The 12941-nt window shown below is 67.3% G+C and carries 6 protein-coding genes; 2 read left to right on the forward strand and 4 right to left on the reverse strand.

Annotated features, from left to right (window positions below; all coding sequences use genetic code 11):
• Nucleotides 1–61: 61 nt before the first annotated feature.
• Both AC5P8Z_RS12140 and AC5P8Z_RS12145 read right to left on the reverse strand, forming a co-directional pair.
• Complete coding sequence (locus AC5P8Z_RS12140; RefSeq protein WP_495229120.1) at nt 62–2704, reverse strand: hybrid sensor histidine kinase/response regulator; 2643 nt, start codon at nt 2702–2704, stop codon at nt 62–64.
• 66 nt (nt 2705–2770) lie between these two features.
• Entirely contained in the window at nt 2771–3937 is a 1167-nt protein-coding gene (locus AC5P8Z_RS12145; protein WP_495229121.1) for an OprO/OprP family phosphate-selective porin, read from the reverse strand.
• 333 nt (nt 3938–4270) lie between these two features.
• Between AC5P8Z_RS12145 and AC5P8Z_RS12150 the strand changes: the two genes are divergently transcribed.
• Together AC5P8Z_RS12150 and AC5P8Z_RS12155 are read left to right on the forward strand one after the other, a co-directional pair.
• Nucleotides 4271–5614 (forward strand): dicarboxylate/amino acid:cation symporter, encoded by a 1344-nt coding sequence (locus tag AC5P8Z_RS12150; RefSeq protein ID WP_286069815.1) that lies wholly within the window; start codon nt 4271–4273, stop codon nt 5612–5614.
• Between the two features lie 230 nt (nt 5615–5844).
• Complete coding sequence (locus tag AC5P8Z_RS12155; RefSeq protein ID WP_021204353.1) at nt 5845–8136, forward strand: NADP-dependent malic enzyme; 2292 nt, start codon at nt 5845–5847, stop codon at nt 8134–8136.
• A gap of 501 nt (nt 8137–8637) precedes the next feature.
• Here the strand turns inward: AC5P8Z_RS12155 and AC5P8Z_RS12160 are convergent.
• Both AC5P8Z_RS12160 and AC5P8Z_RS12165 read right to left on the reverse strand, forming a co-directional pair.
• Entirely contained in the window at nt 8638–9381 is a 744-nt protein-coding gene (locus AC5P8Z_RS12160; RefSeq protein WP_286069811.1) for a basic secretory protein-like protein, read from the reverse strand.
• Nucleotides 9378–12722 carry a GH92 family glycosyl hydrolase gene (locus AC5P8Z_RS12165; protein ID WP_495229122.1) on the reverse strand — a complete coding sequence of 1115 codons (3345 nt, stop codon included), beginning with the start codon at nt 12720–12722 and terminating at the stop codon, nt 9378–9380. The genes AC5P8Z_RS12160 and AC5P8Z_RS12165 overlap by 4 nt, the downstream gene beginning before the upstream one ends.
• Nucleotides 12723–12941: the final 219 nt, after the last annotated feature.

The following is a 12941-nucleotide window of genomic DNA, read 5'->3' on the forward strand; positions in this document are numbered from 1 at the left end:
GCTTTTGCTTTCCACGACCAACCAGACACCACCCACGAGGGGCTGCGCCGTTGGCTGGAAACTACCCGCGATGGCGGATCAGCAACTGACTCATCAGCGCCCGCAGCGCCGGCGGCTTCACCGGCTTGGCCATCATTCCCCAACCGCGCTCGGCGGCCATCTCGCGCAGCCCGGCATCGCGCTCTGCAGTGACCAGCACTACCGGCGGGCGCGCCCGCCACAGCTCAGCCAAGGTCTCGTACAACACCGGCCCGTGGTGATCACCCATGCGCACATCCAGCAGCACCAGCTCCGGCACCGTTTCGACACTGGCCAGCTGCAACGCGGCCTGCGGGCCATCGGCCAGCATCACCTCGCAGCCCCAGCGCTCCAGCAGTGCACGGCTGGCTGCGCAGACGTGCGGATCATCATCGATCACCCACACCCGGCGCCCGCGCAGTGGATTGTCCGCAGCCGGTTCCTGCACCAGCACCGGCGCCGGTGCCTTGGCAGGAATCGCGCTGGCCTCGCCGAACGGCACGCCCACCGCGAACACGCTGCCCTGGCCCAGCTGTGAACGCAGCCGGATCGGATGGCCGAGCAGGCGGCCGATGCGGTCGACGATGGCCAGGCCGAGACCGGCGCCGCGCTGCTGGCCGTCGTGCAGGCGGCGGAATTCCTCGAAGATTTCGCCCTGCAATGCGTCCGGAATGCCAGGGCCCTGGTCGTGCACTTCGATCCACAGCAACCCTTCACGGCGACGGCAGCCAAGCAGCACGCGACCACGCTCGCTGTAGCGCAGGGCATTGGACAGGAAGTTCTGCAGGATGCGACGCAACAGCGCTTCATCGCTGACCACCACCGCAGCGGTATCGACCCAGTCGACTACCAGGCCACGGGACTGTGCGGCGATGCCGAACTCGCGCGCCAGCGTCTGCAGCAGCGGGCCCAGCCGGAACGCCTGTACGCGCGTGGGCAGACTGCCCGATTCCAGTCGCGCGATATCCAGCAGGCTGTTGAGGATGGCGTCCTGCGCAGCCAGCGCGGCATCAATGTGGTCGCTGGTCTGCTGCTGCGCCGGGTCGCTCAGCTTGCCGCGCAGCACCGAGACGAACATGCGTGCAGCGTTGAGTGGCTGCAGCAGGTCGTGCACGGCCGAGGCGACGAAGCGGGTCTTGTAGCGGTTGGCCTGTTCGGCTTCGCGGCGTGCTTCGTCCAGGTCACGGGTGCGCTCGGCGATGCGGTGCTCCAGCGCATCGGCCAGCGAACGCAGTTCGCGCGCGGCGTTCTTGTAGCTGGTGATGTCGGCATAGCTGGTGACGAAACCGCCGTCGGGCAGCGGATTGCCACGGATCTCCAGCACCGTGCCGTCGTCCTTCTCGCTTTCGCGCATGTGCGGGCGACCGCTGCGCAGGTGGTTCAGGCGACGCTCGATGGCTTCGTCCACCGGGCCGGGACCGAGCAGGCCACGGCGTGCATTGAAACGGAACAGTTCCTCGATCGGCCGGCCGACGCGAACCAGGTCTGCCGGGAACCGGAACAACTCCAGATAGCGCGCATTCCATGCCACCAGCCGCAGCTCGCGGTCGATCACCACCACGCCCTGCGGCAGGTGCGCCAGGCTGCGGCTGAGGCCGCTGTCAGCGTCGGTTGCAGCCTGCAGCAGGCCATCCTGTGCGGTGCGCAGTTCCTGTGCATGCTGCTTGAGCAGGGTTTCGAGTTCGCGGCGGCTGCGCAGGCGGTGTTTGGCCAGGCGCCGGCGCTGCTGCACGAACAGCACCAGGAAGCCCAGCGCCAGCCATGCGGCACCGCCGGTGAGTGCGGCCGCGCGCCCGGCAGATGTGGCTGCACTGGCATCGTGCAGCAGGTGCAGGTTCCAGCCTTCGGCGGGCAGCGGCAGGCTCTGCCACAGCATCGGCTGCGGCAACGTCGGGTCCAGCAGGCGCACCATGCGGCCGCCATCGGCCAGCACGTCTTCGGTACGCGCACGCAGTGGTTGCAATGCGCGGTCGGCGTACTGGCGGGCATCGAGCATCTCGCGGCGCTCGTCGGCGCCCAGCGGGCGCAGCAGCCGGTAGCGCCAGCTGTCGCGATTGGCGAGGAAGATCACGTCGTGATCGTCGCTGGCCAGCACCACGTCCGGACTGCTCAACCATTCCTGTTCCAGTGCGGACAGCTCGACCTTGATCACCACCACGCCCAGCCGCTGGCCATCTTCCTCGATCGCCTGCGACAGGTAGTAGCCGGGCACACCGGTGGTCATGCCGATGCCGTAGAAGCGGCCACGGCCCTTGGCCAGCGCCTGACGGTAATAGGGACGGTAGCTGTAGTTCTCGCCGACATTGGTGGTCGGCTGGTCCCAGTTGCTCGCTGCGACCGCCACGCCGTCGTGGCCGACCAGGGTCAGGGTCGAGGCCCGGGTGACCTCATTGGCGCGTTGCAGCTTGAGGTTCAGCCGCTGCCGTTCGGCAGGCGAGGGCGGTACGCGCAGGGCATGCAGCAGGTCCGGGTCCAGCGCCAGTACCTGCGGCAGCGTGCCGAAGCGGTCGATGCGCTGTTGCAGGCCCTGGCCATACAACTGCAGCTGGCGTTGTACCTGGCTGCTTTCCTGGCCCAGTGCGCGGCGCCAGGCGTAGTGGCCTGCGGCGACGGCACACAGCACGGTGCCGCCGACCATCACCAGGACGGTCAGCAACAGCATCCGATGGCGGTTGAGCCAGTACATGGCGGCAGTCTACGCAGGGCCGGCGGGCGTGGCATGCACGCCCGCCGGGATCTGACGTGGAAGGGGTCAGAAGTGCATCTGCGCGCGCAGTTCGAAGATCTCCGGCGTGCTGTGCACGCCACGGCGGCTGGCGTCGACCTTCACGTAGTTGGCCTGGAACTTGAAGTGGCTGGTCAGGTACCAGTTCGCGCCCAGGGTCAGGCCGTGCTGGCGGCCACCGAGAATGCTGCCGTCGTCCAGGTCCAGGCGGCTGTAGCGGGCCACCAGTTCCACCGCGCCGTAGTCATGCGCCGGCTTGATGTTGGCCACGGCACCAGCGTTGTACGGGCGCGATTCACCGGTCAGCACCCAGCTGGCCATCGCGTACTGGCCGCTGCCGGTGTAATCCGGCAGGCCCTTGCGGGTGACGGTGGCCTGCAGCGCTTCGGCCTGCAGCGAGAACGGGCCGCGGATCCAGATGCCTTCCAGGCCGGTGCGACGGATCTGGTCGGCGGTGACCAGCGCGCCGGAATCGACGAAGCGGATGTCGGTCAGGCCAGCTTCCGGGCGTGCGCGCAGGCGTGCGCTGGCCTCATGGTGCACATCACGGCCATCGCTGTAGCCACGCGGATTTTCCTGCGAATAGGCCACGCCCAGGTGGATCACGTCACCCGGCGCCTTCACCGGCGTCCACACCGCACGCACCGCCTGGGTGGTGCCGGGGTTGTCGCCCTGCAGGTCCTTGCCACCGTAGGCGCCGGCCTGCAGCAGGTACTGCGGGCGCTCCAGCACCCATTCCACGCCGGTACGGCGGCCGGCATAGAAGGCCTGCACGGGCAACGCGGTCTCCAGGAACGTGCCGGCGCGCGAGGACGTGTTCGCATCCAGACCGACCGGGGTCTTCATGTAGCCGAAGCGGAAGCGGCCGACGTCACGGCCGAAGAGGGCCTTGCTCTCGACGCGCACGAACACGTCCAGCCAGGTGTCGGACTGGAAGTCGTAGTAGACCATTGCGTCATAGACGCCCTTCTTCTTCAGCGTCGCACCGAACTCCTTGCGGCGCACGGCGTCGTCGTCCTCAAGGCCGCTGCCCGAGGAGAAGTCGTTGTAGTCGTAGGCGATGTTGGCGGTGGCGGCCAGTTCGGTGCCGTTGCCGAAGGTGTACTTGGTCGGCCAGTTGTCGAAATCCGCAGCCGAAGCGAAGGCGGGAAGGGCGGCCAGGGACAGGGCCAGCAAGGTGGGAATCGGGCGCATGTTGGGTGCGGCTCTCTCAGATTGCGTGTGGACAGGACAACAACGGCCGTCGGGGCCGAAACTTTCGCAAGGACACGCCCGGCCGTTCAGCCTGGGCCACCGGCCTCCCCCAGGATCGGGCGGTGCGTCGCCAGTGTAGGCATCGCCGCCAGCTGAACCGGGGGGCTAGTACCAATAGGTTATCTGCGCCGGCGTGCCCGGCGCGTACAAAGGCGTCCATTGGTCGCACCCGCTGCGCGTCGTGCACAGGGCCTGCGATCAGTTTCCACGGTAACGGTTCCCGCGCTGTCCCGGGTCCGTACGTGCCTGAAAACGCCCCTTCCGGAGTCCGCCATGCACATCCCGTCCGCAGCCCCGGCGCCTGCAAAGCCGTTGCCGATCTATCGCCAGCTGTATTTCCAGGTGATCGTGGCGATCGTCCTGGGCGCCATCCTCGGCCACTACGAACCGCTGATCGGTGAGAAGATGAAGCCGCTGGGCGATGCCTTCATCAACCTGGTGAAGATGATCATCGCACCGGTGATCTTCCTGACCATCGTCACCGGCATCGCCAGCATGACCCACCTGCGCACGGTGGGCCGCGTGTTTGCCAAGGCAATGGCGTACTTCCTGTTCTTCTCCACGCTGGCGTTGATCGTCGGCATGATCGTGGCGCACGTGGTGCAGCCCGGCGCCGGCATGAACATCAACCCGGCCGAGCTGGACCAGACCGCGGTGCACAGCTACGTCGAGAAGTCGCATGACCTGACCCTGGTCGGCTTCCTGATGGACATCATCCCGAAGACGCTGCTCAGCGCCTTCGTCGACGGCAACATCCTGCAGGTGCTGTTCGTGGCCGTGCTGTTCGGCATCGCACTGGCGATGGTGGGCGAGAAGGGCAAGCCGGTGCTGAACTTCCTGGAGGCGCTGGTCGCCCCGGTGTTCAAGCTGGTGCACATCCTGATGAAGGCCGCCCCGATCGGTGCCTTCGGCGCGATCGCCTTCACCATCGGCAAGTATGGCGTCGGCTCGCTGATCAACCTGGCCTGGCTGGTGGGCTCGTTCTACCTCACCGCCTTCCTGTTCGTGGCGGTGATCCTGGGCCTGGTCTGCCGCCTGTGCGGGTTCTCGGTGTTCAAGCTGGCCCGCTATCTGAAGGCCGAGCTGCTGCTGGTGCTGGGCACCTCGTCCTCGGAATCGGCGCTGCCGTCGCTGATGGAGAAGATGGAACGCGCCGGCTGCAGCAAGTCGGTGGTCGGCCTGGTGGTCCCCACCGGCTATTCGTTCAATCTGGACGGCACCAACATCTACATGACCCTGGCCGCGCTGTTCATCGCCCAGGCCACCAACACCGAACTGACCCTGGGCCACCAGATCGCCCTGCTGCTGGTCGCCATGCTCAGCTCCAAGGGCGCGGCCGGCGTCACCGGTGCCGGCTTCATCACCCTGGCCGCCACCCTGGCCGTGGTGCCGGAAGTGCCGGTGGCCGGCATGGCGCTGATCCTGGGCGTGGACCGCTTCATGAGCGAATGCCGCTCGCTGACCAACTTCATCGGTAATGCGGTGGCCACGGTGGTGGTGTCGCGCTGGGAAGGCGCGCTGGACCGTGACCGCCTGAAGCTGGCGCTGGACGGCCGCGAGAGCGAGCTGCCGCCGCCGGTCGATGCCGTGCCGGAGGCTCTGCCCGCCAAGGGCTGACACAGGTGTGTGGTACCGCGGGGCCGATCACGAAAGTGGTACGGCCCCGCGGCGTTTCAAGGCGTCCCACGGCTGTCACGGGAGGCGCCGAAGCTGGTCTCGCGGTACCGTCGCATACGGCACAGGATTGTGCGGTCGCAGCATGCCTGCGACAGGATAGCGACAGGTCCAGACGCTCCAACGGGGGTATCATCCCCTGTCCCTTCTGCCCATTCATGTAACCCACATCGATGTCCAACGAAGATTTCAAACAGGCCGCCCTCGATTACCACCGGATGTCTCCGCCCGGCAAGATCAAGGTTTCCGCTACCAAGCCCATGCTGACGCAGCGCGACCTGTCGCTGGCGTATTCGCCGGGCGTGGCGTACGCCTGTGAAGCGATCAAGGCCGACCCGCAGCAGGCCAGCGAGCTGACCGCGCGCGGCAACCTGGTGGCGGTGATCTCCAACGGCACCGCGGTGCTGGGCCTGGGCAACATCGGCGCGCTGGCCGGCAAGCCGGTGATGGAAGGCAAGGGCGTGCTGTTCCAGAAGTTCGCCGGCATCGATGTGTTCGACATCGAAGTGGATGAAACCGACCCGGACAAGCTGGTCGACATCATCGCCTCGCTGGAGCCGACCTTCGGCGGCATCAACCTGGAAGACATCAAGGCTCCGGAATGCTTTGTGGTCGAGCGCAAGCTGCGCGAGCGCATGAAGATCCCGGTGTTCCATGACGACCAGCACGGCACGGCGATCATCGTCGGCGCAGCGGTGCTCAACGCCATGGCGATCACCGGCAAGAAGATCGAGGACGTGAAGCTGGCGACCACGGGCATGGGCGCCGCCGGCATTTCCTGCGTGAACATGCTGGTGCAGCTGGGCCTGAAGCCGGAGAACATCCTGGCCTTCGACCGCGAGGGCGTGATCCATACCGGTCGTACCGACCTGGATCCGGAAAAGCAGCGCTATGCGCGCGACACCGACAAGCGCACCCTGGCCGAGATCGTCGACGGCGCGGACATCTTCCTGGGCCTGTCGGCCCCGGGCATCCTGACCGCCGAGATGGTCAAGACCATGGCGCCGGACCCGGTGATCTTCGCACTGGCCAACCCGACTCCGGAAATCATGCCGGAGGTGGCGCGCGCCGCGCGTCCGGACGCGATCATCGGCACCGGCCGTTCGGACTACCCGAACCAGGTCAACAATGTGCTGTGCTTCCCGTACCTGTTCCGCGGTGCGCTGGACGTGGGCGCGACCGCCATCAACGAGGAAATGAAGATCGCCTGCGTGCGCGCCATCGCCGCGCTGGCACGCCGTGCCGCCACCGACATGGGCTCGGCCTACGGCGGCGAGACCCCGAGCTTCGGCCGTGAATACCTGATCCCGCGCCCGTTCGACCGCCGCCTGCTGGTGGAGCTGTCGGCCGCTGTGGCCCAGGCCGCGATGGACTCGGGCGTGGCCTCGCGCCCGATCGAGGACATGGGCGCCTACCGCGACAAGCTGGCCCAGTTCGTCTACCGCACCAGCCTGATGATGAAGCCGGTCTACGACCGCGCGCGCAGCGACAAGCAGCGCGTTGTGTACGCCGAAGGTGAAGAGGAAGTGGTGCTGCAGGCGGTGCAGAACGTGGTCGACGACGGCCTGGCGCACCCGATCCTGATCGGTCGCCCGGAAGTGATCGAATCACGCATCGAACGCCTCGGCCTGCGCCTGAAGATCGGCGAGAACGTTGAAGTCACCAACATCAACGACGACCCGCGCTTCAACGAATACTGGCAGTACTACCACGGCCTGACCGGTCGTCGTGGCGTGACCGTGGCCGCGGCGAAGAACCTGATGCGTTCGCGCCCGACCCTGATCGCGGCGGTGATGGTGGCCCGTGGCGAAGCCGATGCGATGCTGACCGGCATCGTCGGCCGCTTCCACAAGAAGCTGGGTTACGTGCGCAGCGTGCTGCCGCTGGAGCCGAAGGTCACCTCGACCTCGGCGATGACCGGCGTGATCAACCAGCAGGGCGTGTTCTTCTTCGTGGACACCCACGTGCAGGAAGACCCGACCGCCGAGCAGCTGTGCGAAGCGACCCTGCAGGCGGCCTACCGCATGAAGCTGTTCGGCATCGAGCCGAAGGTGGCGCTGCTGTCGCACTCCAACTTCGGCAGCCATGATTCGAAGGACGCGCTGAAGATGCGCCAGGTGCGTGAGCTGCTGCTCAAGCGCAACCCGCGTCTGAACGTGGACGGTGAAATGCAGGGCGACACCGCGTGGGACGAAGCGCTGCGCCAGAAGCTGCTGCCGGGCTCGACCCTGCAGGGCCGCGCCAACCTGTTCGTGCTGCCGAATCTGGAAGCGGCCAACATCGCCTACAACCTGGTGCGCGTGTTCACCGACGGCGTGGCGATCGGCCCGATCCTGATGGGCGTGAACAAGCCGGTGCACATCCTGACCACCAGCGCGACCTCGCGCCGGATCCTGAACATGACCGCGATCGCCGCGGTCGATGCGCAGATCCGCAAGCAGATCGAAGCGGAGAAGAAGGCCTGAGGCCTTCTTCCCGATTCGATCTGCAGAAACGCGCCCCACGGGGCGCGTTTCTGTTTCCGCGCAGCGGAAACGGGTAGAGGCGACTGTTAGTCGACTGCTCTTGATTCGGACGCCGAAAACCCCGCGCGATCGCGCGATAGTCGACTAACAGTCGACTCTACCGGTCCCAACGCCGGTCCCAACGCCGGTCCCAACGCCGGTCCCAACGCCGGTCCCGATGCCGATGCCATCGCTGCCACACACGCTACGCAACCCGGTCATTTCCCTGCAACGCCGTTGCGGCCCAATACGCCCACGCGGCCCGGCCGTGGGAAGGGACCGGACCGGCCTTCCCACCCTGGGCCCGACCACCTCCCCATCGGCGAAAGTGTCATGCGCAATCGAGTGACCCGGCGGTATTTCCAGCAGCTTTTCGCGCTGTACGCAGGTTTCGTGCAGTCGCGCTGAGGCAGCGATGCGGTAGCGCCGGGCAATGCCCGGCGAATGCGTGGTGCCTGGGCGTCAGTGCCGCTTGCCGCGGCGTGCCGGGGCCGGCGGTGGTGCATCCGAACGCGGCTTGGCGTACTGCGACCACAATGCCGGGAGTGCCTTTCCGGTGTGCTTCTGCCACAGCGCAGGCGTATAGCGGCCATCACGCAGGGCCTTGTCCAGCGCCAGCACCAGGCCGGGATGCTCGCTCTCCGCCCACTTCAGGAAGGCGCCGGTCACCCGGTAGCCACTGTCGACGTTCTGCCCCTTCTCGACCTTGACCGGCAACGCCCAGCCGGCGGCGGCGTTGTCCATGCCATAGCGGTCGCGTGCGTAGTCGGCGATGCCTTCCACCAGCCAGCCCGGTACCCGTGCATCGCCGTAGCCGGGATAGCCCTGCACGATGTGCATCGCCTCGTGGGTGACCAGGTCGATGTCGTTCGGATGCTGCGCCAACCAGCCGGGATTGATGGTGATGGTTGCGGCCTGGTCCTTGTCGCCGACGAAGGCGATGCCGGTGTAGGCCGGATCGATCACGATGCGCACCCTCGACGGCGCGGTGGGATGGAAGTCAGCCCGCTCGCGCAGGTAGGCGAAGAAGAACGTATCGATCACCCGCTTGCGCTGCGGCGCCGACAGGGCGCCACGCGCGTCCTGGTAGTTCAGTGTCACGCCGTCGCGGGTCAGCTGCGTATCGAACGCCTGGGTCTGGCCGAAGCTGGAGAAGGACAGGGCAACAAGGGCCAGGGGCAGAAGACGGTAGCGCATGCGGCTCATTGTACGGTGCCGACCGCCAGCAGTTCGATCTCCGCCAGTGGCAGCCGCCCTGGGGCTGCCAAGCGCAGGCGGTACTCGCTGTAGCGACCGGGTTTGGCGATGCGGAACGGACGGGTCTGGCGGGCAGATTCGAAGTCTTCGCCACTGCGCTGGTCGAGCACGGTCCAGCTGCCGCTGCCATTGCGCGCCTCCAGCGTCCATTCACCGCCACGGATGCGGCCGTCACCACTGGTCAGCGTGTACATCGTCGCGGTGCCGTCGGCCAGGCCGGTCAGCGCGATGGCCGCGCCGCCGCCGAGGCCCACCGTCGTGGCCGCATCGTCATCGACAAGTGCCGCAAGGTCACGGCCATCGGCCAGCGTGGCCTTCGCGCCGCTGCCCAGCAGGTCGTGCAGCATCTGTGGGCGCTGGCCACGGGCAGTCAGCGAGCGCGGCACGTCATCCACGCCGCTGCCCCAGCGCGAAGGTTGCGGGCCCATCACGAAGTCCAGGGTCGCACCCTTGGCGATCAGCTCGTGCGGCACCCAGGTCTTGGTCCAGGGCTGGCCGTTGATCTTCAGCGACTGCACGTAGACGTTCTCACGCGAGTTGTTGGCCGCGTTCACGGTCAGCACGGCACCGCCCTGCAGTTCCACCCGCGCATGCTCAAATGCCGGCGAGCCGATCACATACTCAGGGGCGCCCATGCGCAATGGGTACAGGCCCAGCGAGGCCAGCACGTACCAGGCCGAGGTCTCGCCGTTGTCCTCGTCACCGGGATAGCCCTGGCCGATCTCACTGCCCACGTACAGCCGCGACAGGATCTCGCGCACGTGCTGCTGGGTCTTCCACGGCTGCCCGGCATACAGGTACATCCACGGGATGTGGTGCGCCGGCTGGTTGCTGTGCGCGTACATGCCCATGCGCACGTCGCGCGCTTCGGTCATTTCATGGATGGTGCCGCCGTAGGAGCCGGCGAACGCCGCGTCGGCGGTTTCCGGTGTGGCGAAGAAGGTGTCGAGCTTGGCAGCCAGCTTGTCGCGGCCACCGTACAGGGCGGCCAGGCCTTCACCGTCGTGGGCGGCGGTGAAGGCGAAGGTCCAGCCATTGGATTCGGTGTAGTCGTGGCCCCACACGCGCGGGTCGTAATCCTTGGCATCCACGCGCCAGCGGCCGTCGGCCGTGCGGCCCTGGAAGAAGCCTGCCGCCGCATCGAACATCGTCGCGTAGCTGGCGGCGCGGTGGCGGAAGTAGTCGGCCTCGGTGCTGTAGCGTTCGCGTGCGGCGGGCGAGGTTGCGCGCTTGGCCAGGGCGTCGGCCATGTTGGCGATGCCGAAGTCGTTGAGCGCGCCTTCCATCGTCCACGACATGCCCTCATGCACGTCGGCGCTGGCGTAGCCGCGGAAGGTCGAGCGGTCCATGCCCTTGCGGCCGACATGGCGGTCCGGCGGTACCACGGTCGCGTTCTTCACTGCGGCGGCGTAGGCTTCGGCCGGATCAAAGCCACCGATGCCTTTCAGCCACGCATCGGCAAACGCCACATCCGAACTGGTGCCGACCATCAGGTCGGCGTAGCCCGGCGACGACCAGCGTGCGATCCAGCCACCCGCGCGGTACTGCTCGATGAAGCCCTGAACCATCTGGCCGGCATCGGCGGGCGTGAACAGCGCGTAGGCCGGCCAGGTGGTGCGGAAGGTGTCCCAGAAACCGTTGTTGACGAACACCTTGCCATCGCGCACGGCGGCAAAGGTGCGGGTCGCGCTGCCATCGGTGTTGTCGTCGCTGGCGCTGGCCTGGTTGGCGTAGCGCCAGTCGGGTGCAGCCGCGCTGCCCACGTTCTCGTGGCCGGAGTTGGGGTACAGGTACAGCCGGTACAGGCTGGAGTACAGCGTGGTCTTCTGGTCGTCGCTGGCCGTGCCGATATCGAAGCGGGCCAGGCGCGCATCCCACGCATCCTGCGCGCGGCCGGCCACGCTCTCCAGCGTGTCGGCAGCAGCGATTTCCAGCGCCAGGTTGTGTCGTGCCTGCTCCACCGAGATCAGCGACGTGGCGATGCGCATGGTCACCTGCCGCTGGCTGCCGGCATCGAACTTGATGTAGCCCGTCGGGCGGCCGGTGTCGATGCGACCGCTGCTGCGCCAGGGTCTGTCGAAGCTGGCGACCACGTACATGCGGCTGGCACCGTTGGACAGGCCGCTGCGCGTGTCGGTGTAGCCGGACAGCGTCTGCGTGGCGGCGTCCAGGGTCAGGCCGCCACGTGCATCGACGTTGTCGAACAGCAGGTTGGCGTCGCCGCCCTCGGGGAAATCAAAGCGGAAAAGCGCGGCATGGTCGGTCGGCGCGATCGATGCCGCGACGCCGTTGTCGAAGCGCACGTCGTATCGGTAGGGGCGGGCGCTCTCGTGGCTGCGGTCGAACGACAGCGCGCGCTTGCGGCGGTCGGCCTCGGGTACGCCGCGGCTGGCCGAGGGCATCACCTGGAAGGTCTGGCGGTCGCCCATCCACGGGCTGGGCTGGTGGCTCAGCGCGAGCGCCTGCAGCTGCGGACGGTTCTGCGCATCGTTCTGCTCGTTCCAGCGGTACAGCCAGTTCAGCGCGCCGGCATCGGTCACCGGGGTCCAGAAATTGAACCCGTGCGGCACCGCCGTGGCCGGGAAATTGTTGCCGCGCGAGAAGGTGCCGTTGGCCTGGGTGCCACGGGTGGTCAGCACCCAGTCGGAGACGCGCTGCGGTCGCTGTCGCGGCTGAGCATCCAGGCGTACGTCGTCGATCCAGCCGGACACTGGCGCACCATCGGCGCTGGCCACCTCCAGTTCGATCGCCACTACGCGGCGACCCTTCAGCGCGGGCACGTCGCCCAGTCGTACCGCCTTGCGCGCCCACTGCTGCGGGTACAGCGTCTTCGAATCGCCCTGCGCGCGTGCGCCGATCGCCACGCCGTGCTGGTCGCGTGCCGCACCGGCCGACACGCGGCTGCCATCGTCCAGCCGCAGGTCCAGCGAGACATAGGTCGAGGCCACGCTGTCCTTGCCGACGATTTCCGGCAGCACCAGCCACGACAGGGTGGTATCGGCCTCGATCGGCAGGTCGGTCTTGAACAGTTCGCGCCGCGCGTTGCCCCCTGCACTGCTGTAGCGAAGGGCATGCAGCCCGCTGTAGCCGGCGTTGCGCTTGGCGGTGTAAGGCGCGGCCGGACCGTTGCCGATGCTCACCTGCAGCGCGCCAGCGGCCTGCGCCGGTGCAGGTTCGCCGGGTTCGAACGAGGTCTGCAGTCCCTGTGCCAGCACCGGCATCGCAGTGGTTGCACAGGCCAGGGCCAGGGCAAGCGGAAGCAGGGCGCGGCGTGGATCGGACAGGGTCATGCAGGGGTCTCCCGGAAGGGCAGGCGGCGGGCAGAACCCGCATCGGCGGACACCACGGACAGCAACGCTCCGCCCGCCGGGATGGCAGTGGAAGAGACGATGCCGGTCCGGGGGGGGCGGGCCATGCGATCGGGTCGATAGGACGGGTCGCTGCACGACCCGGGCCCGATCCTGCAACAGCGGCAGCGACCTGACAAGTGCCATTTAGTTCGATCCAAA

It is taken from the genome of Stenotrophomonas sp. YJH_SMC_17, from assembly GCF_059371655.1.

Coding starts and splice junctions, on each gene's coding strand:
- AC5P8Z_RS12140 (WP_495229120.1), bottom strand. CDS start 2,704: ATGTACTGGCTCAACCGCCATCGGATGCTGTTGCTGACCGTCCTGGTG.
- AC5P8Z_RS12145 (WP_495229121.1), bottom strand. CDS start 3,937: ATGCGCCCGATTCCCACCTTGCTGGCCCTGTCCCTGGCCGCCCTTCCC.
- AC5P8Z_RS12150 (WP_286069815.1), top strand. CDS start 4,271: ATGCACATCCCGTCCGCAGCCCCGGCGCCTGCAAAGCCGTTGCCGATC.
- AC5P8Z_RS12155 (WP_021204353.1), top strand. CDS start 5,845: ATGTCCAACGAAGATTTCAAACAGGCCGCCCTCGATTACCACCGGATG.
- AC5P8Z_RS12160 (WP_286069811.1), bottom strand. CDS start 9,381: ATGAGCCGCATGCGCTACCGTCTTCTGCCCCTGGCCCTTGTTGCCCTG.
- AC5P8Z_RS12165 (WP_495229122.1), bottom strand. CDS start 12,722: ATGACCCTGTCCGATCCACGCCGCGCCCTGCTTCCGCTTGCCCTGGCC.